Annotated in this window: 22 protein-coding genes, 1 tRNA gene, 2 pseudogenes and 1 riboswitch; of the genes and pseudogenes, 6 read left to right on the forward strand and 19 right to left on the reverse strand. The window is 71.2% G+C overall.

What is annotated here, in order from left to right; genetic code table 11:
• Positions 1–181 precede the first annotated feature (181 nt).
• The gene (locus AB0K60_RS09435) at positions 182–571 is read left to right on the forward strand and encodes a DoxX family protein (RefSeq protein WP_364050630.1); all 390 of its coding nucleotides are present in this window, start codon (positions 182–184) and stop codon (positions 569–571) included.
• 123 nt (positions 572–694) lie between these two features.
• Here the strand turns inward: AB0K60_RS09435 and AB0K60_RS09440 are convergent.
• The 7 genes and pseudogenes from AB0K60_RS09440 to ehuB form a co-directional block, all read right to left on the reverse strand.
• A pseudogene (locus AB0K60_RS09440) lies at positions 695–2167 on the reverse strand (AMP-binding protein); the annotation flags it as partial.
• A 48-nt stretch (positions 2168–2215) separates the two neighbouring features.
• Entirely contained in the window at positions 2216–2965 is a 750-nt protein-coding gene (locus AB0K60_RS09445; RefSeq protein WP_364050499.1) for a hypothetical protein, read from the reverse strand.
• A 34-nt stretch (positions 2966–2999) separates the two neighbouring features.
• On the reverse strand, positions 3000–3770 hold the full coding sequence (locus AB0K60_RS09450; protein WP_364050502.1) for an enoyl-CoA hydratase/isomerase family protein: 771 nt from the start codon (positions 3768–3770) through the stop codon (positions 3000–3002).
• An 83-nt stretch (positions 3771–3853) separates the two neighbouring features.
• Positions 3854–4657 (reverse strand): amino acid ABC transporter ATP-binding protein, encoded by an 804-nt coding sequence (locus AB0K60_RS09455; RefSeq protein ID WP_364050505.1) that lies wholly within the window; start codon positions 4655–4657, stop codon positions 3854–3856.
• Entirely contained in the window at positions 4644–5303 is a 660-nt protein-coding gene (locus AB0K60_RS09460; protein WP_364050508.1) for an amino acid ABC transporter permease, read from the reverse strand. The genes AB0K60_RS09455 and AB0K60_RS09460 overlap by 14 nt, the downstream gene beginning before the upstream one ends.
• Complete coding sequence (locus tag AB0K60_RS09465; RefSeq protein ID WP_364050511.1) at positions 5300–6010, reverse strand: amino acid ABC transporter permease; 711 nt, start codon at positions 6008–6010, stop codon at positions 5300–5302. Before AB0K60_RS09465 ends, AB0K60_RS09460 begins: the two co-directional genes overlap by 4 nt.
• 10 nt (positions 6011–6020) lie before the next feature.
• Positions 6021–6902, reverse strand: a complete 882-nt coding sequence (gene ehuB, locus AB0K60_RS09470; RefSeq protein ID WP_364050514.1) for an ectoine/hydroxyectoine ABC transporter substrate-binding protein EhuB — start codon at positions 6900–6902, stop codon at positions 6021–6023.
• 108 nt (positions 6903–7010) lie between these two features.
• On the opposite strand from ehuB, the gene AB0K60_RS09475 reads away from it, so the two are divergent.
• A complete protein-coding gene (locus AB0K60_RS09475; RefSeq protein WP_364050517.1) occupies positions 7011–7907 on the forward strand; it encodes a LysR family transcriptional regulator in 897 nt (298 codons plus the stop codon).
• Between the two features lie 57 nt (positions 7908–7964).
• Here the strand turns inward: AB0K60_RS09475 and AB0K60_RS09480 are convergent, their stop codons facing one another.
• Complete coding sequence (locus AB0K60_RS09480; protein ID WP_364050520.1) at positions 7965–9518, reverse strand: alpha/beta hydrolase; 1554 nt, start codon at positions 9516–9518, stop codon at positions 7965–7967.
• Between the two features lie 189 nt (positions 9519–9707).
• On the opposite strand from AB0K60_RS09480, the gene AB0K60_RS09485 reads away from it, so the two are divergent.
• Together AB0K60_RS09485 and AB0K60_RS09490 are read left to right on the forward strand one after the other, a co-directional pair.
• Positions 9708–10883 (forward strand): histidine kinase, encoded by a 1176-nt coding sequence (locus tag AB0K60_RS09485; RefSeq protein WP_364050523.1) that lies wholly within the window; start codon positions 9708–9710, stop codon positions 10881–10883.
• Positions 10880–11548, forward strand: a complete 669-nt coding sequence (locus AB0K60_RS09490; protein ID WP_364050526.1) for a response regulator transcription factor — start codon at positions 10880–10882, stop codon at positions 11546–11548. Before AB0K60_RS09485 ends, AB0K60_RS09490 begins: the two co-directional genes overlap by 4 nt.
• A 25-nt stretch (positions 11549–11573) precedes the next feature.
• On the opposite strand, the gene AB0K60_RS09495 is transcribed toward AB0K60_RS09490, so the two are convergent.
• The 6 genes and pseudogenes from AB0K60_RS09495 to AB0K60_RS09520 form a co-directional block, all read right to left on the reverse strand.
• Positions 11574–11647: transfer RNA gene (locus AB0K60_RS09495), tRNA-Lys, on the reverse strand.
• A 168-nt stretch (positions 11648–11815) separates the two neighbouring features.
• A pseudogene (locus tag AB0K60_RS09500) lies at positions 11816–12175 on the reverse strand (hypothetical protein); the annotation flags it as partial.
• 831 nt (positions 12176–13006) lie between these two features.
• Positions 13007–13191: riboswitch (cyclic di-AMP (ydaO/yuaA leader) on the reverse strand.
• A gap of 676 nt (positions 13192–13867) precedes the next feature.
• On the reverse strand, positions 13868–15118 hold the full coding sequence (locus tag AB0K60_RS09505; RefSeq protein WP_364050529.1) for a HAMP domain-containing sensor histidine kinase: 1251 nt from the start codon (positions 15116–15118) through the stop codon (positions 13868–13870).
• Between the two features lie 49 nt (positions 15119–15167).
• Positions 15168–15866, reverse strand: a complete 699-nt coding sequence (locus AB0K60_RS09510; RefSeq protein ID WP_364050532.1) for a response regulator transcription factor — start codon at positions 15864–15866, stop codon at positions 15168–15170.
• 32 nt (positions 15867–15898) lie between these two features.
• On the reverse strand, positions 15899–16177 hold the full coding sequence (locus AB0K60_RS09515; RefSeq protein ID WP_364050535.1) for a hypothetical protein: 279 nt from the start codon (positions 16175–16177) through the stop codon (positions 15899–15901).
• Between the two features lie 28 nt (positions 16178–16205).
• A complete protein-coding gene (locus tag AB0K60_RS09520; protein ID WP_364050538.1) occupies positions 16206–17279 on the reverse strand; it encodes an NADP-dependent oxidoreductase in 1074 nt (357 codons plus the stop codon).
• A 434-nt stretch (positions 17280–17713) separates the two neighbouring features.
• Between AB0K60_RS09520 and AB0K60_RS09525 the strand changes: the two genes are divergently transcribed.
• A complete protein-coding gene (locus AB0K60_RS09525) occupies positions 17714–18085 on the forward strand; it encodes a phage holin family protein (protein WP_364050541.1) in 372 nt (123 codons plus the stop codon).
• Here the strand turns inward: AB0K60_RS09525 and AB0K60_RS09530 are convergent.
• The 5 genes from AB0K60_RS09530 to AB0K60_RS09550 form a co-directional block, all read right to left on the reverse strand.
• Complete coding sequence (locus AB0K60_RS09530; RefSeq protein ID WP_364050544.1) at positions 18060–19094, reverse strand: LacI family DNA-binding transcriptional regulator; 1035 nt, start codon at positions 19092–19094, stop codon at positions 18060–18062. The two genes, AB0K60_RS09525 and AB0K60_RS09530, sit on opposite strands and share 26 nt — an antisense overlap.
• A gap of 54 nt (positions 19095–19148) precedes the next feature.
• Positions 19149–20303 carry a glycerophosphodiester phosphodiesterase gene (locus AB0K60_RS09535; protein ID WP_364050547.1) on the reverse strand — a complete coding sequence of 385 codons (1155 nt, stop codon included), beginning with the start codon at positions 20301–20303 and terminating at the stop codon, positions 19149–19151.
• Positions 20304–20385: 82 nt separating this feature from the next.
• The gene (locus AB0K60_RS09540; protein ID WP_364050549.1) at positions 20386–21207 is read right to left on the reverse strand and encodes a hypothetical protein; all 822 of its coding nucleotides are present in this window, start codon (positions 21205–21207) and stop codon (positions 20386–20388) included.
• Between the two features lie 151 nt (positions 21208–21358).
• Positions 21359–22549: an MFS transporter gene (locus AB0K60_RS09545; RefSeq protein WP_364050552.1), complete on the reverse strand. Its 1191-nt coding sequence runs from the start codon at positions 22547–22549 to the stop codon at positions 21359–21361.
• Positions 22546–24174, reverse strand: coding sequence for a thiamine pyrophosphate-dependent enzyme (locus tag AB0K60_RS09550; protein ID WP_364050555.1), 1629 nt, complete (start codon positions 24172–24174; stop codon positions 22546–22548). The genes AB0K60_RS09545 and AB0K60_RS09550 overlap by 4 nt, the downstream gene beginning before the upstream one ends.
• 262 nt (positions 24175–24436) lie before the next feature.
• Between AB0K60_RS09550 and AB0K60_RS09555 the strand changes: the two genes are divergently transcribed.
• Complete coding sequence (locus AB0K60_RS09555; RefSeq protein WP_364050633.1) at positions 24437–25444, forward strand: LacI family DNA-binding transcriptional regulator; 1008 nt, start codon at positions 24437–24439, stop codon at positions 25442–25444.
• The last annotated feature ends 26 nt before the right edge of the window (positions 25445–25470 follow it).

A 25470-nucleotide genomic window follows, 5' to 3' on the forward strand; every position in this document is an offset into this window, starting at 1 on the left:
TCACGGCACGACCAACTGATCATCACGGTTTCAGTTCGGCGCCGGTTCTCCGGCGCATGTCATCCGGCGACTCCGCCCACCCCGGCGACCTTCGGCGCGCGCGCCGTGGGGCCGCCACGAGATCATGAGGTGACACATGAAATTCGACCAGATCAGCGCTCCCGTCCTCTCGCTCTTCCGCATGGTGACGGGCCTGTTGTTCTTCTGCCACGGACTCGCGTCCATCTTCGGCGTGCTCGGCGGCGCTCGCGGCACCGGCCAGGCGGTCCCGTTCGGCGTATGGCCGAGCTGGTGGGCCGGCGCCATCCAGCTCGTCTTCGGCGGGCTCGTCCTCGCCGGCCTGTTCACCCGCGTCAGCGCGCTGCTGTGCTCCGGCTCGATGGCGTACGCGTACTTCGTCGTCCACGCGCCCAAGGACCTGTTCCCGATGTCCAACGGCGGCGAGCTCCCCGCCCTGTTCTGCTGGTCGTTCTTCCTCATCGCCGTGCTCGGCCCGGGCGCCTGGTCCGTGGACGCCCTCGTCCGGAGGCGGCGCGGCGCGGCCGAGACGCTCACGCCCGCCCAGGCCTGATCGGCGTCGGTACGCTACCGGGCCTCGGGCCTCGTACCGGGCCTCGGCGTCGAAGAGGCCCTCCACCGAGCGGGACAGCCCGCTCTTGCGCACCCGCTGCGTGGGTCCGTACGGCAACTCGCGAACCAGTTCGATGTAGCGCGGCACCTGATAGTAGGCGAGTCGTTCCGCGCACCAGTCGTAGACCCGCGCGGCGGTGAGCGTGTGAGGTTCGGCGGTGCGGACCACGAGTTTGATGTCGTCCTCGCCGAGCGGCGACGGGACGGCGATGACGGCGCTGTCGGCCACGCCAGGGCACTCGTTGACGACGCGCTCGACCTCCCAGGCGGAGACGTTCTCGCCCCGTCGCCGCAGGCTGTCGGTGGCACGGCCGGCGAAGTAGAAGTAGCCGTCGTCGTCCACGTAACCGAGGTCCCCGGTTCGGACGATGCCGTGCATGAGCGTCTCGCGGGTCTTGGCCTCGTCACCGAAGAACCCCACCATCGTCAGCCCGGGCCTCTTCGGCCGCAAGATGATCTCACCGACCTGACCTGGCGCGGCGGGGCCCCGCCCTGTCGGGTCGGCGATCCAGGCGTCGAACTCGGGGATCGGCCTGCCGATGGAGCCGGGCCGTCCGTCCAAATTGAGCAGCGCGAAGTTCGCGGCCTCGGTCAGGCCGTATCCCTCACGCAGTTCGACGCCGAAACGCCGCTCGAACTCGCGCCACCGGTCGCGCGGCGCCGCCGCCCCCCAGGCGATGGTCACCGGGTTGTCACGGTCGTCGTCACGCGGCGGCTGCGCGAGCAGGATGTTCAGCACGCCTCCCAGATAGTGCAGCTTGGTCGCGCCGGACGCGCGGATCTGGTCCCAGCATCTCGTCCCGCTGAACCGCTCGACCATCGCCACCCGGGCGCCGCTGTTGACGGCCATGTAGACGGTGATCCAGCCGGCGATGTGGTAGAAGGGCTCCCAGAGGAACAGGGTGTCGTCGCGGTCCACCTCCGCCAGGGCGGCGGCGCTCGCCGCGCCGAGCTGCAGGAAGCGTTCGTTGAGCACGGCCCCCTTGGGACGTCCCGTCGTGCCCGACGTGTAGGAGATCATGGCTTCGCGGTCGAGGTCGTACGGCTCGGGCCGGAAGCCGGGCGCCGTGCTCTTCAGCACCGCGTCCAGCGGTACGCCGGCGCGGTCGGCCAAGGGGCCTGCTCCACGCCAGAAGGTTCGCATGGATGGCTCGGAACCGTTCGACGAGCCAAGGATCTCCTCGGCCAACTCCCCCGCGAACTCTTTAGCGAAGTCGGCCTCCGCGATGACCGCCGCCGGTCGCACGTCATCGAGCTGCAACGCTATCCCGGCTCGCTTGAGGTGGATGCTGACCGGGACGTGCACCGCCCCGATCCAGGCCAGCGCGTACCCGACGACGATGTGATCCAGATGGTTGCGCAACATCACCGCGACCCGGTCCGCCGGGCGGACGCCGTGCTCCCGCAGGCCCGCGGCGCACCGTTCGACACGGTCGACGAACGCGCCGTGCGTCAGGATCTCGCCCTCGAAGCCGCAGAACACCCGGTCGGGGTCGCTCGCGGCCATCTTCTCCAACGCCTCGATTCTCGTCAGCATGAAGGAAGTCCTCCAGGGGTCGTTGCCTCGGTAACGGTCAATCGGGGCTCAGTACGGCCGGCGGACGGCCAGCCAGAGCTGCACCGTCATGCTCACGGCGTCCCACACGGGCAGCCCGGTCGCGGCCCGCACGGCCGCCGCGTACGGCGGCAGGTTCACGCATTCAAAGACGAACCCGGCGATCTGCGGATCACGGGCCACCGCTTGTGCGCATCGCTCGACGAGTTCCGCGGTCACACCCGCGACGTCCAGCGGTCCGGGCGAGCGATTCATCAGGTGCGGGTAGAGCAGCTCGCAGTCCTCCACGCCGACCAGCGTGAGACGTTCCCGCTCGGCGGGGGTGACGCCGGCGCCCCGGAAGTGCGCGTCGCCCAACGTACGCGCGTTGGCCGTGACGACCGCCAGCCGCCGGTCCGCGCCCACCGATCGCAGCGCCGCCGGGATCTGCATCAGGCTGGACGTCATGATCGGAACGGGGAGGTCGGCCGCGAGCTCCGGCTGGATCGAGGCGAGGAAGCCGCAGGTCGTCACGATGCCCGCGACTCCGCTGCGGACCAGTTCGGCGGCGGCCCGGCGGAACGACTCCAGCAGCGCGTGGGGGTCCCGCTCGACGATCAGCTCCGGGTCGGCACCGGTCACCGTGTGATACAGCACCGGGAAATCGAACGTGCGCGCGTTGCCGAGATCCCCGACCGGCCGGGGCACTTCCGCGTCCAGGACGAGGACGCCGATGTCGATGCCGTAGTAGCGGCGGCCCGGCGACATCACCAGGGCCTGCGGAGGGTTCTGGTCCCACATGATCTGCTCCTAATCTTGTCCGCTGCCTTGTCCGCTATTTGGTAGGCGATGCGGTCCGGGATTCGTGGCGGGCGAGGAACCTCTCGGCACCGGCGCGGGACACGCCCGCCGCGAAGACCTCGTGGTGCAGCACGTGGGCGTCGGCGAAGGCCTGGTCGAGGCGGGGCCGCAGCCGTTCGTAACACCACTGCTTGGTCGCGGCGAAGGAGGCCGCCGGATAGGACGCCAGCAGCGACGCCTGGGCCAGCGCGGCATCGAGCACCCGGTCCGGTTCGGCGACGGCGTCGACGATCCCCTCGGCGAGCAGTCGATCCGCCGGGAGCAACTCGGCGCTCAGCGCCAGCGTCCGGGCGCGCAGCGGGCCGACGACCTCCTCCAGCAGCCACGTGCCGGTGACGCTGGCCATGCCCCAGCGCACCTCCGTCTGCCCCATGCGAGCGTCCCGTGACGCCACTCGGTAGTCGCACAGCAGGGCGAACTGCAGTCCCGAGCCGGCCGCCACGCCGTTGACCGCGGCGACGGACGGCTTGGGCGACGTCAGCACCCGGCGGTACAGGTCGTGGATCTCGCTGATCCACTCCGTGTCCGAGCCCCAGGTGACGACCTCGTTGAAGTCCTGGCCCGCGCAGAACGCCGAACCGTCGCCGGTGATCACGACGGCGGACACGTCAGGGTCGGCCGCCGCGTCCGTCAGCGCGGCGGCGAGGTCCGCGCGCATCGCCCTGGTCCAGGCGTTGAGCCGCTCGGGAGCGGAGATCGTGATGATGAGCGTGCCGGATTCCCGGCGCGCGAGGATGTCGCCCACGAAGGGCCTCCCGTCCTGCGGTCGGTTCGATGTCGAACTCAGATGTACGAGTGCTCAGATGCGAGTGCTCAGGTTGCGAGTGCTCAGTGGTCGAGGATTCTGCGGATGAACGCCTGCGTACGCGGCGACGACGGCTTGGTGAAGAGCGTGCCGGGCGGAGCCTCCTCGACGACGCGGCCCTCGTCCATCATGACGACGCGGTCGGAGATGTCCCGCGCGAAGCGCATCTCGTGCGTCACCAGCAGGGTCGTGATGTCGGTCTCGGCGGTGACCTTGCGGACGACTTCGAGCACCTCGCCGACGAGTTCGGGGTCCAGCGCACTGGTGATCTCGTCGAGCAGGAGGATCTCCGGCCGGAGCGTCAGCGCGCGGGCGAGCGCCACCCGCTGCTGCTGCCCGCCGGAAAGCTGCAGCGGGTACGAGGCGGCCTTGTCCTCAAGCCCGACCATGGCCAGGTGCTCCAACGAGCGGGCGGTGGCCTCGGCGCGGCCCAGCTTCAGCACGGTGCGCTGGGCGAGGTCGAGGTTCTGCACGATCGTCATGTGCGGGAAGAGGTTGTACTGCTGGAAGACCATGCCGAGCCGCCCGGCGAGCCGGCGCGACCGCTTGGCGGAGATGGGCCGGTGGCCGGGCCCCGGCTCCCACATGACGCTCTCGCCGAACACCCGGATGTCGCCGTGGTCCGCCCGTTCCAGCAGCATGGCCAGGCGCAGCACGGTGGTCTTGCCGGAACCGCTGGGCCCGATGAGCGTCACGGTCTCGCCGGCGTTCACCGTGAGGGTGAAATCGTCCAGCACGACGTGCTTGCCGAACCTCTTGCCGACGCCGTCGAACTCCAGCGCGGGCCGGGCCTGCGCGGCAGGCGACCCGGATTCAGAATCCGCCACGTGCGACTCTCCTTTCCAGAACGCGGACCAGCCAGATCGAGGGCAGATTCAGCAGCAGGTACAGCAACCCGGCCAGGGTGTACGGCTCGAAGTAGCGGTACGACGCGTACCCCGCGGTCTGCGCGGCCGTCAGCAGCACCGGCACTCCGATCGTGACCAGGAGCGCCGTCTGCTTGTAGATGACGATGAGATAGCCGCCCAGCGCGCCGACGCTGTTGCGGAACACCAGCGGCAGGATGACCCGGGTCCAGGTCGTCCACCGCGGCAGGTTCAGCGCCGCGCACGCGTCCCAGGTGCCGCGCGGCAGGCTGACGATCGCGCCCCGGTACACCTCCGAGCAGTACGCGGCGTACACGACGCCGAGCACCAGCACCCCGGTCGCGAACGGCGGCAGCACGACGCCGTACTGCGGCAACGCGTAGAAGGTGAAGAACAGCAGCACCAGGATCGGCAGTCCGCGCCCCAGCTCGACCAGGCCCCGGATGAGCAGCCGCACCGGTCGCGGCGCGAACCATCCGGCGACGGCGATCACCATGCCGAGCACCAGCGCCAGGGCGCCGCTCACGCACGTCACCAGGAACGTCTCCCGCAGGCCCGCCAGCAGGGCCGGCACGATCGACCAGGCGTACTCCCAGTCCCACGTCATCGGCCACCTCCGACCGGCGCCGGCGTGGGGACGACGCGCACGCGAGCGGCGCGCACGCTCCGCGTCATCGGCAGGACGTACTCGATCGCCCGGAAGATCCCCGCGACGGCGACGCACAACAGCAGATACAGCGCGGAGACCAGGAGATAGACGGAAATGGTCTGGCCGGTGTGCGCCCGTGCGGTGTTCCCCCAGTACAGCAGGTCCTGCACGGTCACGAAGCTGACGATCGACGTCCATTTCACCATATCGACGGCGATACTCCCGAACGCCGGCACGATCTGGCTCAGCGCCTGGGGCAGCCGGACCCGCAGCAGCGCCACCCATCCCGGCAGCCCGAGGGCGTGACAGGCGTCGTGCTGGGCCTTCGGGATCGATCGCAACCCGGAGCGGACCGTCTCCGCGCCGTACGCCCCGCCGTTGAGCCCGAGCACCAGGGTCGCCGCGACCACCGGGTCCACCGCCAGGTTCCCGGGCAGCAGCGGAAGGGCGTAGTAGACCCAGAACAACTGGACGATGACCGACGTGCCGCGCAGCAGTTCCAGGCCGGCGCCGCTGGAGAGCCGCAGGACGCGGGGCCGGGCCACGCGCATGCTGCCCAGCACGCCCGCCACGACCGCGGCGAGCAGGATGCTGAGGATCGCGATCCGCACGGTCGTCAGATACCCCTCGACGATCTTCGGCAGGTACGGGGTGAGCTGTTCCATCGTCCGGCCCCTACGCGCAGGCCTGGGACACCGAGGAGCGGCTGATGTCCTTGATCTCTTCGGGGTTCGGGAAGCCGAACTTCGCGTACAGTGCACCCAACGCGCCCGATTTGCGCATTTGCTCGAGTTGGGCGTCGAACGCGTCCCGCGCGGCGGTGTCCCTCTTGCGGAAGCCGATGCCGATCATCGAGACGGGCGACGAGGTGTCCACGATCACCTCCATCGAGTCGTCGGCCACGCGCCGCAGGGTGAACTGGCCCGCGCCGAAGGCGTCGGCGCGCCCGCTCTTGACCGCGGAGATGCCGGTCTGGGAGTCCGGGACGGTGACCAGCTGGCTCTGCCGTACCCCGCTCTTCTTGGCGAAGGCCTCCTGACTGGAGCCGCTGAAGACGGCGAGCCTGAGTTCCGGGTTTCGGGCCAGGCCGGCGTAGTCCGTGATGCGGTGCGTATTGCCCTTGGGCACGGCCAGGGCCTCGTGTTGCGCGGTCACCGGCTGGGAGAAGGCGATCGCCGCGCAGCGCTCGGGCGTGATGTTGAGCCCGCCGGGCAGCGCGTCGAAGGTGCCCGCCTGCAGCCCGGGGATCATGGCGTCGTACGTCGCCGGCTTGACGCACAGGCCCGGCACGCCGAGCTTGGCGAGCACCTCCTGCGTGACCGCCGGGACATAGCCGCCGGCCTTTCCGTCGGTCGTGATCGTGCTGAACGGCGGAGCCTCGGCCAGCGCCACGGTGGCGCAGCCGGCCTGTTTCATGGAGGCGATCAGATCGCCGTCGGTGCCCGATGTGCCGCCGCACGCCCCCGTCGCGACCAATGCCGTCGCCAGTCCGATTATCAGGCCGCCCCATCGCTTCGATGTGATTTTTCCGAGTCCACGCGGCTCAGCCATCGTCATCTTCCTCTCACCGCACCGCTCGATTGCCGCGAGACTAGGTGCGCCGCCGAGGAACCGTCCAACATTATTTGCGACCTATAGCGATATCAGCTTGATATGGTCATCGCTATGGAGATTAGGCATTTGCGGTACTTCCTCGCGGTCGCCGACGAGCTCCACTTCGGCCGGGCGGCCGCCCGGCTGCACATGACCCAGCCGCCGCTCTCCCAGCGCATCGCCGCCCTCGAACGCGAGCTCGGCCTACGGCTGTTCACCCGTGACCACCACAAGGTCGCGCTCACACCCGCGGGGGAGACGCTCGTTCCCCTGGCGCGGGCGGCCGTCCGCGCCTTCGACGCGGTCGGCGACGGGATGCGGGCGCACGCCCGCGTCATCCGCGCCGGTTTCCCGAGCGACACCTCCCCCGGGGTCGTCAACGAGCTGATCGCCGCGCTGCGCCGGGACGGGCGCGAGCTCGACTGGCGGGAGGCGACCACCGCCGAGCTGCAGGCCCTGCTCGTGGACGGGACGATCGATCTGGCCGTGATGCGCCTTCCGCTGACGCAGCGGGGGCTCTGGGCCAGCGTGCCGCTCAGGCAGACGCTCGGCGTGGTGACCTCCGCCGACCATCGCTTCGCCACGCGCAACCGCCCCATCGAACTGTCCGAGCTGAACGGCCAGCGGCTGCTGATGTTCCGCCGCGAGATCGCACCGGGCCTCTACGACGCGATCCTGGACGCCTGCCGGAGGGGCGGCTACCACCCGCACGAGATCAGACACGGTGTCCGGCTCACCGACAGCCTGATGTGGCAGTCCCTGCTGACGGAGGACGGCGCCGTCATGTTCGGGGTGCGGCACCGCGCCGAGCCCCACCCCGGCTACGTGTGGACGCCGCTCGCCGGCGACCCGCTGTGGTGGGACACGGCGGTGTTCTGCCGCCAGCGGGAGGCGCCCGCCCTGCGGACGGCGGCGCAGGCCCTGGTGACCGCGCTCAAGGTGCACGACCACTGGTTCGAACCCGCGTAGGCCCGGACAGAGCTCAGCCCCCGGTCGTGGACCGGGGGCGAGGGCCGGGGCGTGAGGTCAGGAACGGCGACCCGCGCAGGTGAGATCCTTGGCCGACAGGATGCCCTTGGTCAGGAACGTGGCGGTGGTCTTGTCGGCGCAGGCCGAGCCGGTGCCGTAGGCGAAGTGGCCGCCCTGCTCGACGCCGACGAAGTAGGCGCGGTCGCCCAGGGCCTTGCGCATGCCCCGGGCCGCGGCCCACGGGGTGGCGTTGTCGCGACGGTTCTGCAGGATCAGGATGTTACGCGGGCCGTGCGAGGTGACCTTGACCAGCGGCTCGATCGGCTTCTGCGACCAGAACGCGCACGGCTGGACGTTGTTGGGCATTCCCGCGCTCAGCGGGTGCCTCGCCCGGGCGGCGGCGACGGCCTTGGCGTAGGAGTTCACGTCGGAGGACCAGGTGGTGTCCCCACAGAGCATGGAGAAGATCACGGTGGCCTGGTTGTCCACCGGCACGCCCTTCGTGGCCGGGGTGTCGGCGAAGATCTGCCGAAGCACGGCGAGCTGTTCCTCCGTCGGGGCCTTGCCCGCGGACAGGTCGGCCGCGGCCTTCCAGAATTGGGTGAGCGGGGCGAGCGTCTCGTCCTGCTGCAGCATCTGGTAGGTGATGGCGCGCAGCACCGCGCCGTTGATGACCACCTGCGTGCCCGGCACCGCGGCCGGCTCGCGGTCGAGGCGGTCGGCCAGCGCGAGGAACGAGCGGGTCACCTTGCCGACCGTACGGCCCAGCCCGAGGGTGGCGTGGTTCTCGGCGGCGACGCGGGCGGCGTCCGGGAACCGCTCGTCCATGCCCTGGTTCCACGTGTTCAGCATCCCCGCCCACACCTTGGTCGGATCGACGTTGCCCTCAAGCACCATCCGGTCGGTGTTGCGCGGGAACAGCGAGGCGTACACCGCGCCGAGGTAGGTGCCGAAGGACTGGCCCCAGTAGGAGATCTTCCGCTCGCCGAGCGCCTGGCGGATGCGATCCATGTCGCGGGCGCTGTTCGCGCTGGTGAAGTACCGCAGCCGGTCGCCGACCTTGGCGCACGCCTCGGCGGTGGCGCGCGCGGTGGCGACGTTGCCCTCGATCGAGCCGCCCGCGCCGGGATAGGGGAACACGGTGAGCAGAGCGGAGTCCGGCAGGCCGCAACTGATCGGGGAGCTGTGGCCGACGCCGCGCGGGTCGAACCCGATCAGGTCGTAGGAGTCCAGCACGTCCTTCGGCAGCGTGCGCGCCATCCGGCCGGGCATGTCCAGGCCCTGCAGTCCCGGGCCGCCCGGGTTGAACACCAGGACGCCGCGCCTCTTGCCGGGTGTGGCGGTGGCGATCCTGGAGACCGCGATGGAGAGGGTCTCCCCGTCCGGGCGCCGGTAGTCCAGCGGCACCGTGACCGTGCCGCAGGTCTGCCGGGGGTCCCGCTCGGCGCCCTGCGGGAGCTCCGGGCAGGCGCCCCACTTGATCGAGGTCTGGACGTGGCCTGCGCCGGCCGCCTTGGCGCTCGCCGGCTGCCCGCCGACCACCGCTCCCGCCGCCGCGATCGCGGTCAGGGTACCGGCGACGACGAGTCGTACGCGGATCGTGTTCTCCATGGTGCCGCCCTCCGAAATTCCCGTTTGTTGCGAGGTCTGACTTGGTGGTTGACCGTGGTTTCGGCCGATGGCAAAAAGGTAGGGATGGAGGGCCCTGTGCCGAATCACCGTGCTGCGGACATTCCGTGTAGCTCACATGAGGGACAATCGCGACGCCATCGGCAATCGGAGATCGCTAGGCTCTGAGCCATGTCGGGGACCCGGGTCAGCGACCGATCGCGAAGGCTGAAGGACGTGTGGCGGTTCTACGACGCCGCGCTGTGGGATCGCCTGCTGGCCGTCGCGTTCACCGGCCTGGCGTTCTTCCCGCCGCTGTCGATCATGAGCGTGCAGTTCGGCGACCTGCCCGGACGCCGGGCCGACGCGTTCGCGATCGTCCTGATCCTGGCGCAGACGCTGCCCCTCGCCGAGCGCACCCGCCGACCCGCCGCGTGCCTGGCGATCATCGGCACGGCCTTCGCGCTCCACGAGGTGCTCGCGTACCCGATGCACTTCGGCACCGTGACCATCTACATCGCGCTGTACTCGGCGGGCGCGCACCAGGAGCGGTTCCGGCGCGTCACCGCCGTCGTGGCGTCGGCCGCGCACGTCGCGCTGTGCGTGACCGTGGTCCTGCTCGGCTCACCGGTCGGGCTGAGCGGGTTCCTGGTGTTCTACCTGCTTTTCGCGGTGTGCTGGCTGGGCGGCGCCTTCGTCCGCGTACAACGCCTCCAGGAGGCCGAACGACGGCGGCTCGCCGCCGCGAACGCCACCGCCGCCGAGCGGGCGCGCATCGCGCGGGAACTGCACGACGTGGTGACCCACCACGTCACCGCCATCGTCGTCAAGGCCGACGCCACGCAGTTCGAGGTCACGTCGCCGGACCGCGTGCGTACGGCGCTGTCCACGATCGGCGACTCCGGCCGCCGGGCCCTGGCCGAGCTGCGATACCTGCTGAACGTGCTGGAGGCGACCGGCGAGTCGGCCACGCCCGTCATGGGAAACGTGCGCGAGTTGGTGGAACGGACCCGAAGCGGCGGCCAGCCGATCGACCTGGTGGAGGACGGCGACCCGCCCCCGCTCCCGGCCGGCGTGGGGCTGGCCGTGTACCGGGTGGTGCAGGAGGGCCTGACAAACGCCGTCAAGTACGCCGAAGGCAGCCCGACCACGGTGCGGCTCGGCTACCGGGACGACCGCGTGGAGGTCGAGGTGACGAACACGGCCGCCGCGGTCCGGGTCGGCGCCAGAGACGACCTGTCCGGCGGCCGGGGCCTGGCCGGCCTGCGCGACCGCATAGGCGCGCTGGGCGGCGAGCTCACCGCGGGCGAGCGCCCGGACGGCGGTTTCCGGCTGCACGCGTCGATCCCCCTGGGCGGTGCCCAATGACCATCCGCGTCGTGATCTGCGAGGACCAGGAGATCGTCCGCACCGGCTACATGACGGCGTTCGACGCCCAGCCGGACATGACGGTGGTCGGCGTGGCCGCCGACGGCCCGGCCGCGGTCGAGGCCGTCACCAACCTGAAGCCCGACGTGGTGGTCATGGACATCCACATGCCCCTGATGGACGGCATCGAGGTCACGCGGCGCATCGCGGGCCCCGGCGTCGTCGCGCCCCCGAAGGTGCTCGTGGTGACCACCTTCAACGTGGACAAGTACGTCTACGAGGCCCTGCGCGCCGGCGCCAGCGGCTTCCTGTTGAAGGACGCCCCCCTGATGGAGCTGGTGAACGGCGTCCGCACCGTCGCCCGCGGCGAGTCCCTGCTCTCCCCCGCCGTGACCCGCACGCTCATCGGCCGCTTCGCCGACCGCATCCGCCCGGAGAGCCCCGCCGCCGCCGAGGATCCGCTGGCGCCCCTGGCCCCCCGCGAACGCGAGGTCCTACGCCTGATCGCGCGCGGCCTGTCCAACGCCGAGATCGCCGAGGAGCTGGTCATCAGCTTCGAGACCGTCCGGACGTACGTCTCCCGGATCCTGACGAAACTGAACCTGCGCGACCGCGTTCAGGCCGTGGTCTTCGCCTACCGCACGGGGGTGGCCGACGACCTCTGAGCGCCGGGCGGGCGTGTCTTGTGAGTGCGCCGCCAGGGACTCGAACCCCGGACCCGCTGATTAAGAGTCAGCTGCTCTGACCAACTGAGCTAGCGGCGCCTGCGACGTCCGTAACCATAGCAGTCCTGGGGGGATGTCCGCACATCGGTTTTCGTACGGGCCTGGAAACGGCCGCCCTCGTGAGGTGTCGGGACGTCGCGCGGATGGTGTGCGGCCTACCTATTCACGGTAGGCGCCGGTGGAGAAGGGGACGGGGCGGCCAGGGCGGCCGGGGCCGTCGCCCCACTTGGTGATGACGTAGCTGACGTTGATGTGGCCCATACCGCCGTTGCCGCGCACGGTCAGCGAGGAGGGGTCCCAGGTGCCGCCGGTGAGCTCGGCGAAGGTCTTGCCGTCGATGTCGAGCATGACGCCGTTGCTGGAGGGGATGCCCGGGCCGCGGTCGCCGACGAAGAACTTGGCCTTCTTGCCGTTGTAGATGACGTAGCCCTCGGTGCCGAGGGGCCAGCTCGGGGAGGCGAACAGGCCCTTCTGCATGGGCTTGCCGTACGCGGGAAGGCCGGTATCGCCCTGACGTCCGGAGCCGTCGTCCCAGAAGTAGGACGCCTTGGTCGTGCCGACCAGCAGCCTCCGCTCGGCCTGGGCCTGCTTCTTGGCCTGGGCCTGCTTCGCCTTCGCGGCGGCCTGCTCGCGCTCGGCCTTGATCCTGGCCTTCTCCAACTGCTCGGCCCGTGCCTGAACGGCGGCGTCGCGAAGCTCCTCGGTCTGCTCGGAGGAGATCGCCATGGCCTGGACCTGGACGTTCGCGGCGGTGGTCGGGTTCGCCGCGGTGGTGGTGGCGGTGGCGCCGTCGGCGAGGCCCGCGAAGGTCGCACCGGCGATGGTGAGACCGGCGAGGCCGGCGGCGAGGGGGGCGTACTTCGTCTTGAGGTCGTTTTTGTTCAGGCCGAAAAGGGACTTCATGGGAGCGGGAGGACTTCCGTGAGGCAACAGGGCATGCCACGTCCAGCCGCGCCGGGCCCGGGATGGGGCGCGGGTACGTGGGCAGGAGGCACCGCGCGGCCGGGGCGTGTCGGCCGGATGACGGATGAGGCGGCGCTCTACGAGTCGATATGGGCGCGCCGCTGGACGCGGCGAAGACTATGGACACGGCGGCCGTGAACCCGTGACGGGTTTGCTTGGGCCGTTCGTCGTGATTCGCGGCGATCCGTGGTTATGCCGCGGGCTGAGATGGAGCGCCCCGGTTCTGGGGCCTCCGGGATCTTCCGGACGTTATGGGCCTGTGGGCCTCGCGTCCGTCATGGATCCGGTGCGCATGGCGGTGGTCGAGCCGGACTCGGTTTCCAGCCGGTTTACCGCGCCTGTCGTGGCCGCCGAGGGTGGGAGCCTGTGTCGCCGAGGTTGTGGGACGGCTCCCGCCGGTAAGGCGAAACCGTGGAGTCGTTCTTCTCCACTCGGATCTCCTCTCCTATCTCGCCTTCCGGGTTAGCTGACGGGTTCGGGCTAGGAGTGCCCTACCAGCTCGCGACGCGGCACTGGATTCACCCCATCGCGGTACGGCGGCGAACCGCCGGCCCACGCAACTGGGTCCCCGGCTCCCGGAGCGCGTTCGTGGCGCCCGCGGGACTCGGCGTCCGGATGTCCGAACTCCCACGTGGAGTCCAGGTCTCCATCCGATAACGGGACATGACACTAGCGACAAAGTCACCCATACGCAAAGAGAACTACCCAAAACGCCCAGAAGATCTACCTAAGCCACGGGACGCAGACCACCCCCGGTGATCTGCGAGAACGCGTCGAACCGCCGAATTCCACGGCGTATCGAAGATCGACGCCGGGCCTGTCGGATGACGAAGGCGGGTCCGCAAAGGTAAAGCGCGGCCCTCGGCGAGAGTGAGTGATATCACGGCCCGCACATGGCTCGGGGCGCACAGTTAGGGCAAACAGTTCGGGCAAACAGTTCGGGCACCCAGTTTGCGCACACGGCTCCGGGCATGACTCGGGGCCGGGCAGTTCCCCCTACTGCCCGGCCCCGATTGAGGCGGCCCAGTCCCGACGCCTCCCCCAAAGCGCCGGGCGGGTCCCGCTTCGGACGTGGTTCCCCCTCCACGTCCTTTCGGAAAGAAGTCCCTACGGGTGACGCCGGTCCGCGCCCCCAGGCCCCATGACCTGCTTCAACACTACAGACGCGGACGCCAACAACTCGTCATCGGCCGGTGCGGACAACGCATACCTTCGAGGTCGATTCGCCCAGGAAGGTCGAGCCTTCCCCAGGCTCCCCTTTATCGGACGCGGACCCCCCAGGTCCCCCAGGTCCCTTCAGGCCCCGGCGTGCGCGGGAACCCGCGCCGAGGGCTTCGCGGGCGCCCCCGCGGGCGGCTGGGACAGGGGCAGCTGCAGCCGTACGGTGGTGCCGCCGCCGGGCGCCGGCATGGCGGCCACCGTGCCGCCGTGGCTGTCCACGACCTGCCGCACGATGGCGAGCCCGAGCCCGGAGCCGGGCATGGAGCGGGCCTTGGGCGCGCGGTAGAACCGGTCGAAGACGTACGGGAGGTCCTCCTCGTCGATGCCCGGCCCGTGGTCCCGCACGGTGAGCACCCCGCCGCGCAGCCGTACCTCCACCGTGGAGCCGTCGGGGCTGTACTTGCCGGCGTTGTCCAGCAGGTTGGCGACGGCGCGGATGAGCCGGTCGGGGACGCCGTGCACGACGGCGGGCCGTACATCGACCTCGAAGCGGATGCGCGGCCAGTGCGCCGCGGCCCGGGCCACCGCGCGTTGCGCGATCTCGTCGAGGCGCACGTCCTCCTGCAGGACGATCGGCTCCTCGTCGCGGGCCAGCTCCACGACGTCCGACACGAGCGCGGTGAGCTCCTCCAGCCCCTCGATCGTGGCCTGCGCCAGCTCGGCCCGGTCCCGGGCGTCAAGCTCGTCGGCGCGGAGCATCAGCTCGACGTTGGTACGCAGCGCGGCGAGCGGGGTGCGCAGCTCGTGCGAGGCGTCGGCGACGAGCCGGCGCTGGGCCTTCGCCGAGCGTTCCAGGGCGTCGAGCATTGTGTTGAAGCTGCGGGCCAGGCTGCCGAGCTCGTCGTCGCGGTCCACCTCGATGCGCAGCGCCAGGTCACGGGTGGCGGCCACCCGCTCGGCCGCGCCGGTCAGCGTCGCCACGGGCCGCAGCGCCGCGCGGGCGGCGATCCAGCCGAGTACGGCGGCGAGCAGCAGGCCGCCGAGCGCCACCACGAGGAACGGCCAGCCCAGCTCGGACTGCAGCTCGGCGACGGCCGAGAGCACCCCGCGCGGCGAGTCGCCGCCCCCCGGACCTCCTTGGGGAGCCCAGGGCGGCGGGCCGGAGCCCCAGGGCGGACCCCCGGCGTAGCCGTCGGAGCCCGCGTAGCCATCGGAGCCGCCGGAGCCGAAAAAGCCGCCGGAGCCGTAGGAGCCGCCGGAGCCGAAGTGGGCCTCCACCCTGCGGCACGCCACGAAGTAGGCGCTCGCGAGCACGGAGAGCACGCTGATCGCGGCGGCGATGCCGGCGCCGAGCGCGATCCGCCACACCAGCGGCAGCCGCCTCATGCCGTCCCCCTCGTCCGCGCGACCCGCCCGTGAACCGTCGTGCCGTCCGTCATGTGGGCTCCCGCATGGTGTAGCCGAGTCCGTGCACGGTCTGGATCAGCCGGGGCTCGCCGCCCGCCTCGGTCTTGCGGCGCAGGTAGCCGATGTAGACCTCGAGCGAGTTGGAGCCGGGCGTGAACTCGTATCCCCAGATGCGCTCAAGAATGATCTCTCTGGTCAGCACCTGACCCCCGTTGCGGATCAGCAGGTCGAGCAGGGCGTACTCGGTGCGGGTCAGGTCGAAGCGGCGATCGCCGCGCCGCGCCTGGCGGCTGCCGGGCAGCAGGGCCAGATCGGCGAAGGTCAGGTCGCCCTCGCCCTCCCCCGCGGTCGTACGGCGAAGCAGCGCCCGGACCCGCGCGAACAGCTCCTCAAGCGCGAACGGCTTGACCAGATAGTCGTCGGCCCCCGCGTCGAGGCCCGCCACCCGGTCCCCGACGCTGTCGAGCGCGGTCAGCATGAGCACCGGCGTGGTGTCGCCGCTGCGGCGCATGCGGCGGCACACCTCCAAGCCGTCCATGCGCGGCAGCATGACGTCGAGCACGACCAGATCGGGCCGTTCCGCGGCCATGGAGGCGAGACCCGTGGGACCGTCGGTGGCGATCCCCACGGTGTACCCCTCCATGCGGAGGGCGCGGGACACGGCGTTGCGGAGTTGCGGCTCGTCGTCGACGACGAGCAGGCGGGCGGGGGTCTCGATGGTGGGCACCTTTAGCTTGGAGGGGGACAATTCAAGAGTATTCAGGCATCAGGATGCTTGGAAAGGTAATCGAGATACACGGGGCGCAGCGCCTCCCCCAGCTCCCCCTCGCCGGAGCCGATGGCGTCGCTGAGCAGCGCGGCGACCCGGCTGAGGTCCCCGGCCGCCTCGTCGGTGTGCCCGCCGGCCGCCTGCGCGGCCGGGATCGCCCGCAGCAGGTCCCACAGAAAACCGATGTCCCCGTGTCTGACGGCGTAGGCGATGGCGCGATCGTGCAGTTCCCGGGAGGGCAGCTCCTCCAACGGACTCGGTTCGGTCATGCCCGCCCTGTTCCCGGCCGGGCCGCGGTTATGTCGAGGGGCGAATGCGGACGATCATCTTGCCGGCGGTCTCGCCGCGCATGAGCCCGGCGAACGCGGCCGGGGCGAACTCCAGGCCGTGCACGACGGTCTCCTGGTAGACGATGCGGCCCTCACGCAGCCAGGCGCCGACCTCCTCCATCATGTCCTGCATCCGGCCCATGTGATCGTGCACGCTGAAGCCGCGCAGCGACAGGCGCTTGCCGATGACGAGGGAGATGTTGCGCGGTCCCGCGGCCGCCTCCGGGGAGTTGTAGACCGACACGGCCCCGCACATCGCCACCCGGCCGTGCAGGTTGAGCGCGGAGATCGCCGCCTCCAGATGCTCGCCGCCGACGTTGTCGAAGCAGACGTCGATGCCGCGCGGGGCCACCCGGGCGAGGTTCTCGGCGACCGAGCCCTCGTGGTAATCGAACGCGGCGTGGAAGCCGAGCCGCCGGGTGAGGTAGTCCACCTTGGCCTGGGAACCGGCGCTGCCGACGACCCGCGACGCGCCCTTCAACCGGGCGATCTGCCCCACCATGCTGCCGATCGCCCCGGACGCCCCGGTGACGAAGACGGCGTCGCCCGGCCGGAACCCGGCGACGTCGAGCAGGCCCACGTACGCCGACAGCGTGGTCATGCCGAGCGCGCCCAGGTACGCCGAGGGCGGCACCCCGGGAATCGGGTCGATCCGGTGCGTGTTCCGCGCGTCGATCACCGCCTGGTCGCGCCAGCCGTACCCGTGCAGCACCAGGTCGCCGGGGCGCAGCCCGTCGGCCATCGACTCCACGACCTCGCCGACCGCCGGGCCGTCGAGCGCCTCGCCGACCGGAAAGGGCGGGGCCGAGGATACCGGGTCGGTGGTACGGCCGCGCACCCGCGTATACGGCTCGACCGACATGTACAGATTGCGGACGAGGATCTCGCCGGGGCCGGGCGGCGCGAGCTCCACGGTCACCACGGCGAAGTCCCCGGGTTCGGGCAGGCCGTGGGGGCGGGTCGCGAGATGGATCTCGTGGGCGAGGAGCGGACCCCCGAGGGATCCCCACGTGTGGACGGGCTCGGGACGGGTGAACACCATGCACTCCCCTCGACGATTGAGCCATCTTCACTGTCACTCGCGTGCACTGTCACTCGCGTGCGCTGTCACTCGCGTGATCGGCGTCGTGCGCACGCTCGCCCCGGCGACAATGGTGCGCTCCGGGCCGCTCTCCCAGATAACCGCCTCATTAACGCACACAAGTGTCTTTACACGAAACGCGCCACCTTCGCGGCGCGTTCCTCCAATTAGGCCGTCGCCGGTCGTGGGTGTCCCGCGTGTTCCCTCACGTGCCGCACCCTGCGTCCCACGTTGCGTTTCAGGGTGAATTCCACGCCGTGTCCCGATTGTTTCCGTGCATGTTTCACCGTCCGCCGGTGCCGTGATCCCACCCGCCGGTGCCGTGATCCCACCCGCCGGTGCCGTGATCGGAGTGTGTCTCGCGGCGCGTCGCGGCAAGTGGAAGGATCGATGGTGTGAAGGTCATCATCAAGGTCCTCGTCGTCGCCGCCGCGTTGTGGGCCGCCACCCAGTGGGTGGACGGCATCTCGGTCGACACCACCGACACCACCCGGCAGGTCGGCACGCTCCTCGTGGTCGCCCTGATCTTCGGTGTGATCAACGCGGTGCTCAAGCCCATCATCAAGACCATCGGCTGCGCGTTCTACATCCTCACCCTCGGCCTGTTCGCGCTGGTGGTGAACGCGGCGCTGCTGTTGCTGACGAGCTGGATCGCCGAGCGGCTCACGGTGCCCTTCCACGTCGACGGGTTCGTCGCGGCGTTCTGGGGCGCGATCATCGTCGGCATCATCAGCTGGCTGCTCACCCTGATCCTGGGCGACGACTGAGCCGGGCGACCGATCCCCGTTCGCGCAGCTCGGGGGCCTGCACGATGCGCCGTCGGTGGGTCGTGCGCGCCGTTGACTCGATGGCGGCGACCACCAGGCGCACCGCGGCCCGCACGATGCCGTCGAGGTTCCAGTTGACCGAGGCGAGGCCGGGGGTGAGCAGCGCCGACATGCGGTGGTCGTCGTAGCCCATGACCGACAGGTCCCCCGGGATCGACATCCCCAGCTCGGCCGCCGCCGCGTACACGCCGTACGCGATCGAGTCGGAGAAGCAGAAGACCGCGGTGGGCCGGGGGCGGCCGGGCGCGAGCACCCGGCGGGCCACCTCGGTCGCCGCGTTGAGCGCCTGCGGGGCCGTGACCACCTCGATGTCCAGATTGAGCCGCCGCCCCTCGGCGGTGACGTGCACGTCCGCCGGGCGGTCCGGCGTGCTCGGCCAGGTGGGCGTCAGTACGGCGATGTGCCGATGGCCGCGCTCGCGCAGATACTCCAGCGCGAGCGTCACCCCTCGCCGGTTGTCGAAGACCACCTCCCCCGCCGTCGGCGCGTCCCGCAGCGCGTCGCCGATCGTGACGACCGGCAGCTCGGCCGCGAGAGCGGCCCAGTGCGGCGCGGCCGGATCCACCGGCTGCACGATCAGCCCGTCCACCCGCTGGTCACGCAGTTGCTGGGCGAGGCGCCGCTCACGGGCCGGGTCGCCCGCGGCGTCGAGGATCAGCACGTAGCGGTCCCGGTCGCGCAGCGCCCGGCCGATGTTGACGGCGAGCGACTGCTGCCACAGGTCCTCCAGCGACCCGCACAGCAGGCCCACCATGCCGGTGCGCCCGCTGGCCAGCGCGCGGGCGATCGGATCGGCCTCATAGCCCAGCTCCGCGGCGACGCGCCGCACCCGTTCGATCGTCTCCTCCGAGACCTGCAGCCCACGCAGCGCGTAGGACACGGCGGCCGGGGACAGCCCGGTCGCCTTGGCCACCTCACGGATCGTCGCGCGCTTGCGAGGCTGAGGCATCAGACCACCCTATTAGGCGCCACCGACAAAGACCGGGCCGCGGACCCGGCGCGCTCAGAAAAGGCGCCACGCGAACGCGTCGCGTACGGCTCTCGCGGCGGCCGGGTCGTCGGCGAAGACGCCGTCGACGCCGGCCTCGAACAGCAGCTCCAGCCAGCCGGCCACGTCGCCGCGCGCCCGGCGGTGGCCGGGCTCGTCCGGGTCGCCGCGCCGGAACTCCAGGGGCAGTTTCGCGTTCTCCGGGCGTACCGTCCACGCATGCACGACCAGGCCGTAGCGGTGCGCGTCGCGCACGAGCGTCGTCGCCGGCAGCAGCCTCCCGTCGGGACCGGTCGGGAAGATCCGGCTGGTGGCCGGGCCGATGCCGTCGGCGTAGGAGGCGATCTCGCGCAGGCCGGCCCGGGTGATCAGGTGGTCGTACATGCGCGGATCCTTCGCGGCGACCAGGTCGTACGGCGCGCCCTTGCCGCCGATGAGCTGGACGAGCCGCAGGCGGGTGCGCTTGCGCAGGGCGCGCAGGTTGCCCGTCTCGAAGGACTGGATGAACACCGGATCGTCGCGGTCCTTCCAGCCGTGCCGCCCGAGGACCTTGAGCAGCGGCTCCTCCAGCGACAGCCCGATGGAGTCGAAGTAGGTGGGGTGCTTGGTCTCGGGGTAGACGCCCACGCCGTGCCGCCGGGCGAGCCGGACGACCTCCTCCAACGTGGGGACGCGAGCGGTCCCGTCGTGGGCGGTGTTGCCGGGCCGCAGCCCGGGGAGGCGCTCGCGCGCCCGCAGGGTGCGCAGCTCGGCGAGCGTGAAGTCCTCGGTGAACCAGCCGGTGATCCGCTTGCCGTCGATGGTCTTGGTGGTCCGGCGGGCGGCGAACTCGGGGTGGTCCGCCACGTCCGTGGTGCCGGAGATCTCGTTCTCGTGGCGGGCGACGAGCACGTGGTCCTTGGTGGAGACCAGGTCGGGCTCGATGTAGTCGGCGCCCATGCGGATCGCCGTCTCGTACGACGGCAGCGTGTGCTCGGGCCGGAAGGCGCTCGCCCCGCGATGGCCGATGACGATCGGGCGGGCCGCCCGCCCGCGCTCGGCCCCCGGATGCCCGGCGGTCGCGCTCCCCTGCCGGGCGATCGTCAGCAGCGCCCCTCCCACGACCACGGTTCCCACGAATACGGCTGCCACGACCACGGCCAGCGCCCCGGCCATCGGTCTTTTCCTCATTCCGGCCCACCCCTCTCTGCCGTCCCAGGGGCACATTAATCATCGCGACCGACATCAGGGCGGAGAATGAGCGATTTCCCGATCAGCGGGCGCCCAGCCATTTCGGATTTGGGCGTTTGCTCTCACGATATACCCAGCCTTCGACGCGGGCCGGCACTCCCGCCACGCCGGACGCGGCCCGATGGACGCGGCAGTCGTCGCCGCGCCACCATTTCGAGAAACCGACCCGGTAACCGAAAACGCGATAGCGCAAATATCCGTATTTACCGCGCGAAATCTTCCGGACGTACTCGTGCCCGGCCTCCACCGTGTGGTCGTCGCTGATCAGCGGGCTGATCATCAGGCGCATCGCCCTGAGCAGCTCCCGCTCCTCCTCCTTGGTGAGCCTGACGTGGCTCTCCTTGATCTTGATCCGCCCGGCCTCGGACCCCTTGCGCTCCTTGTCCCGGCTCGCCTTCAGCTCCTCCGACACGTCCCCGCCCGCCTCGCCGTCACCGGGCCGTTCCCGCGTGACCTCCCGTCCGGCCTTCGCGGACCGTTCCTCGGCGCGCTCCCTGACCAGCTCGGTTTCGACCTCCCGGCGGGTCTCGGCGGTGATGTCCCGCGGCCCGCCCCGGGCGTGGAAGAACCGGCGCCGCTCCTTCTCCCGCCAGTCCTCGATCTCGAACTCCGACTTCACGGTGTAGGAGCGCATCACCCACACCCGCATTTGTCCGCCGGGTCCGTCGATGTACCGAGTGCCCGGGATATAGAAATCGCGCCGCCGGAAGGAGTCGATTTTGTAGTAGCTCGCGATGCGGCACCCCGCCGCGGATGACGCGGCGGGCGACGGAGCGGGCGATATGGCGCAGGCGACGAGGGCCACGATCAGCGGCCCGGAAACCCGAAAAGCATATGCAGGCATTGATATTCCCCGAAGCGGTCACACCGCCGCTGATCCCCCGAATTATCGGCCGATATCCAGTGCCGGACCGTTGCCCATATGACGGCAACTACCTGGATATCTACCGCCTTCTCCGTCCATTCGGGCGACGCCTCGCCGTCCGGGGATCGGCCTATGACGAAACGCTGACCCGCCGTACGGATTCGGCCGCGGGGCGTCCGGCGAGGGCGCCGACGACCAGTTGCACGACGCTGAGGCCGACCGCGACCGCGAGCGGAAGGGTCCAGTCCTCGGTCAGGCCGTGCAGCAGGCCGATCAGCACCGGCCCGGCGGCGGCGAAGACGTACCCGATCGACTGGGCGACCGCCGACAGGGCCGTCACCGAGGCCGGGTCGGGCGCGCGCAACGTGATGATCAGCAGGGCGAGGGAGATCGCGGAGCCCTGGCCCATCGCCAGGACGATCATCCACAGCCAGGGCACGGTGGTGGGGGCGATCATGATGGCCGTGAACCCGGCGATGGTGAGCAGCGAGGAGATCACGGCGTGCGGGGCCTGGGTACGGGACCGCGCGGCGTACGCGGGCACCAGGAGGGTGACGGCGATCTGGCAGAAGTTCGTCAGCCCGAGCAGGTTCCCGGCATCGACCGCGGACAGCCCCGCGTCCCGAAATATCGTCGGAAGCCAGGCGAGCATGATGTAGAACGCCATCGACTGCACGCCCATGTAGCCGGTGACGTACCAGGTCATCCGCCGCCCGAGCAGCCGTCTGTACCGCCCGCGCGCCGCGCCGACGCCGGTCGCCCCGCCCGGCCGCACCTGCGGCCACCACAGCGCCGCCGCGGCGAGCGCGAGCACCGCCGCCGACGCGGTCGCCAGGCGCCAGCCGTACGCCTCCGCCAAGGGGACCATCAGCGCCGAACCCGCCGCCGCGCCCGCGACCAGCGCCGAGACGTAGACGCCGGTGAACAGGCCCACGCGCTCGGGGAAGTGCTGCTTCACCACGCCCGGCATGATCACGTTCATGACCGCGATGGCCGTGCCGACCACCACCGCCCCCGCGTACAGGCACCACACGCCGTCGGCGCCGCGCAGCGCGACCCCCGCCGCCAGCACCAGCAGCGCGAACAGCAGCGTGCGGTCGAGCCCGAACCGCCTGGCCAGCACCGGCGCGAGCGGGCTGACCACGCCGAGGCACAGGACCATGACGGTGGTGATCGCGCCGCCGGCCGCCGCGTTCAGGCCGAGGTCGGCCCTGATCTCGATGAGCAGCGGCGAGATCCCGGCGATCGCGGGCCGCAGGTTCAGCGCCGCCAGCGTGAACGCGGCGACCAGCAGGGCCCGCGTCCAGATTTTTCCGTTCAAAAGCGATACTCCGGGTCGGGCACGACGGCGACGTCGAGCAGCAGCGGTTCGTCGCGTGCGGGCAGCGTGGGCACGACCTCGTCCAGCGTGGCGGCGAGGTCCTCGAAGGTCTCCACCCGACGCGCCGGGCAGCCCAGCGAACGGGCCAGCCCCGCCACGCTGACCTCGGTGAACGGCGGCCACGGCGCCTTGCCCGCGCCGCCGCTCTCGGCGAGCCGGTCCATCACCGCGTACCGGCCGTTGGCGAGCACGACGAACAGCGCGCCGACCCGGTAGTGCGCGGCGCTCCACAACGCCTGGACGCAGTAGAGCGCCGCGCCGTCCCCGGTCACGGCGACCACCGGCCGGCCGGGCGCGGCCATGCGCAGCCCGACCGCCGCGGGCAGCGCGAACCCCAGCCCTCCGGCCGCCGCCGCCACGAACCCCAGCGGCCTGCGGGCCGGGAGCAGCCGGTGCAAATCGGGCCGCGACGACGGCGTCTCCTCCACCAGGATCGTCTCGGGCGCGAGCCGCGCGGCCAGCTCCCCCAGCACGTGTACGGCCCGCAGCGGTTCACCCGGCCGGTACGGCGGTGCTGTTTCGAGGGCCATCTCGGGGGCCGTCCCGGAAGCGGCCGTCCCGGAAGCAACCGTGTCGGCCCGCTCGGGCACCAGCGCGGCGAGCCGCTCGCACACCGCCGCGGGCGGCGCGAGCAGGGCGAGCGCGGCGGCGCTGCGGTGCACCTCGTCGGGATCGTCGGCGACGACGGCGACCGTGGTGCCCGCGTCAACCAGCGGCCCCGGCCGGTAGACGTACTGCCGGAAGGCCGGAGCGCCGACCACGAGCACCACGTCGTGCCCGCGCAGCCGCGCCCGCAGCCCCTCCCGTTCGGAGGGCAGCACCCCGGCGTACCGCGGATGGTCCTGCGGGAACCCGGCCCGCGACCCGAACGCCTCCTGCCACACGGGGCAGCGCAGCCGCTCGGCCAGCGCCACGAGCGCCCGCCACGCCTCCGGCGAGTCGGCCCCGGCCCCGACCACCAGCGCGGGCGACCGGGCCCCGGCGAGCAACCGCGCCAGTTCGGCGACGTCCTCGTCGGCCACGGCGGCCGGGCGGACCACAGCGGCGGGCGCGGCGAGCACGGTGTCCTCGGCGGGCGCGGACCAGTCGTCCATCGGCACGACCACGATCGCGGGCCCGCGCCGGGTCACCGCCTCGTGGCAGGCCCGCGCGATCGCGCCCGGCACCTCCTGGGGCCGCACCGGCTGATCGGTCCACACCGGGTACTCCCCGGCGAGCCCGGCGAGCCGCCCGGCCAGGAACGGCTCAAGCGCCAGGTGCCGCCGGTCCTGCTGGCCGGTCACGATCACCAGGGGGGCGCGGTTGGCCCGCGCGGTGGCGATCGCCCCGACCGCGTTGCCGAGCCCCGCGGTGGTGTGCAGCAGCGCGAGCGCGGGCCGCTCGCGGGCGATCGCCCAGCCGGTCGCCATGCCGACGACCGAGCCCTCGTGCAGCGCCAGCACGAACGTCAGGTCGTCGGGCAGCCCGGCCAGCAGCGGGATCTCGGTCGATCCCGGGTTGCTGAAAATCGTGGTCATGCCGGTGTGGCGCAGCACGTCGAATGCCGCGTCCCGTACGGTTCGCACGATCGGGCCGTCCTTCGGAGGTCAGGGGTCGTCCGAGGGGCCGCCGTGCCCGCTCGCCACCCATCTTGTTCTTACAGGGGGCTGACTATCACAAAAGCCACCCTGCCACCGCTGCGAAACGACAAAGGCGACTAATAATCTCATATGGCACGAAACTCTCCAGAGGGCCCCATGATCATGCCGCCCTTTGACAACGTTGTCTAACTGTCGATCCTGGGGGATGATCTGAAGCGTGGAAGACACCAGACGTGGGCGGCCGACCATGCACGACGTGGCCGCCGCGGCGGGAGTGGCCCTGAAGACCGTCTCCCGGGTCGTGAACAACGAACCCGGCGTCAACCCCGTCACCGCGGACCGGGTGCGCGAGGCGATCAAGCGGCTCGGCTACCGGCGCAACGAGAGCGCCCGCTTCCTCCGCGAGGGCCGCACGTCCAGCATCGGCCTGGTGATCGAGGACGTCTCCGACCCGTTCTACTCCGGGCTCAGCCGGGCCGTGGAGACGGTCGCGCGGCGGCACGGCCACCTGCTGTTCACCGGCTCCTCCGAGGAGGACCCGGACCTGGAGCGCGAGATCGTCATGGCCTTCTGCGCCCGCCGCGTGGACGGCCTGATCATCGTGCCCGCCGGGACCGACCACGACTACCTGCGCCCCGAGCTCACCGCGGGTGTCGCCGTCGTCTTCGCCGACCGGCCGCCGGGCCCCGGCCTGGAGGCCGACACCGTGCTCACCGACAACGTCGGGGGCGCGGCGCGGGGCGTCGCCCACCTGATCCGGCACGGGCACCGCCGGATCGCCTTCCTCGGCGACGCCCCGTCGATCTTCACCGCGCGGGAACGGCTGCGCGGCTACCGCGACGCGCTGGCCGAGGCCGACCTGCCGTACGACGAGGCGCTGGTGAGCATGGGCGGCGCCGACGCCGCGCGGCTGCGCGCGACGCTGGACGCGATGGCCGCGCTGCCGTACCCGCCCACCGCCCTGTTCACCGGCAACGGCCGCCTCACCACGCAGGTGCTGCGCACCCTCGCCGCGCGCCCCGGCGGCACCGACCGGCCCGCGCTCCTGGGCTTCGACGACTTCGAGCTCGCCGACCTGCTCGTGCCGGGGGTGAGCGTGGTGGCCCAGGATCCGGCCGGGCTCGGCGAAACCACCGCCGAGCTGCTCTTCCGGCGGCTGGCCGGGCACCGGGGTCCGGCCGAGCGGATCCTGCTGCCGACCCGGATCATCCCGCGGGGATCGGGGGAGATCCCGCCGCCCGCCCGCGCCGCCTAGCGGGTCACCACTCCGGAAAAATCAGA

It is taken from the genome of Thermopolyspora sp. NPDC052614, assembly GCF_040678635.1.
In the GTDB taxonomy this organism is placed as follows: domain Bacteria; phylum Actinomycetota; class Actinomycetes; order Streptosporangiales; family Streptosporangiaceae; genus Thermopolyspora.

What these genes read in the sequence shown, in the direction of transcription:
- AB0K60_RS09435 (WP_364050630.1), top strand. Translation starts at nt 182, where the DNA reads ATGGTGACGGGCCTGTTGTTCTTCTGCCACGGACTCGCGTCCATCTTC.
- AB0K60_RS09445 (WP_364050499.1), bottom strand. Translation starts at nt 2,965, where the DNA reads ATGTGGGACCAGAACCCTCCGCAGGCCCTGGTGATGTCGCCGGGCCGC.
- AB0K60_RS09460 (WP_364050508.1), bottom strand. Translation starts at nt 5,303, where the DNA reads ATGACGTGGGACTGGGAGTACGCCTGGTCGATCGTGCCGGCCCTGCTG.
- AB0K60_RS09465 (WP_364050511.1), bottom strand. Translation starts at nt 6,010, where the DNA reads ATGGAACAGCTCACCCCGTACCTGCCGAAGATCGTCGAGGGGTATCTG.
- ehuB (WP_364050514.1), bottom strand. Translation starts at nt 6,902, where the DNA reads ATGACGATGGCTGAGCCGCGTGGACTCGGAAAAATCACATCGAAGCGA.
- AB0K60_RS09475 (WP_364050517.1), top strand. Translation starts at nt 7,011, where the DNA reads ATGGAGATTAGGCATTTGCGGTACTTCCTCGCGGTCGCCGACGAGCTC.
- AB0K60_RS09480 (WP_364050520.1), bottom strand. Translation starts at nt 9,518, where the DNA reads ATGGAGAACACGATCCGCGTACGACTCGTCGTCGCCGGTACCCTGACC.
- AB0K60_RS09485 (WP_364050523.1), top strand. Translation starts at nt 9,708, where the DNA reads ATGTCGGGGACCCGGGTCAGCGACCGATCGCGAAGGCTGAAGGACGTG.
- AB0K60_RS09490 (WP_364050526.1), top strand. Translation starts at nt 10,880, where the DNA reads ATGACCATCCGCGTCGTGATCTGCGAGGACCAGGAGATCGTCCGCACC.
- AB0K60_RS09505 (WP_364050529.1), bottom strand. Translation starts at nt 15,118, where the DNA reads ATGAGGCGGCTGCCGCTGGTGTGGCGGATCGCGCTCGGCGCCGGCATC.
- AB0K60_RS09515 (WP_364050535.1), bottom strand. Translation starts at nt 16,177, where the DNA reads ATGACCGAACCGAGTCCGTTGGAGGAGCTGCCCTCCCGGGAACTGCAC.
- AB0K60_RS09520 (WP_364050538.1), bottom strand. Translation starts at nt 17,279, where the DNA reads ATGGTGTTCACCCGTCCCGAGCCCGTCCACACGTGGGGATCCCTCGGG.
- AB0K60_RS09530 (WP_364050544.1), bottom strand. Translation starts at nt 19,094, where the DNA reads ATGCCTCAGCCTCGCAAGCGCGCGACGATCCGTGAGGTGGCCAAGGCG.
- AB0K60_RS09535 (WP_364050547.1), bottom strand. Translation starts at nt 20,303, where the DNA reads ATGAGGAAAAGACCGATGGCCGGGGCGCTGGCCGTGGTCGTGGCAGCC.
- AB0K60_RS09540 (WP_364050549.1), bottom strand. Translation starts at nt 21,207, where the DNA reads ATGCCTGCATATGCTTTTCGGGTTTCCGGGCCGCTGATCGTGGCCCTC.
- AB0K60_RS09555 (WP_364050633.1), top strand. Translation starts at nt 24,437, where the DNA reads ATGCACGACGTGGCCGCCGCGGCGGGAGTGGCCCTGAAGACCGTCTCC.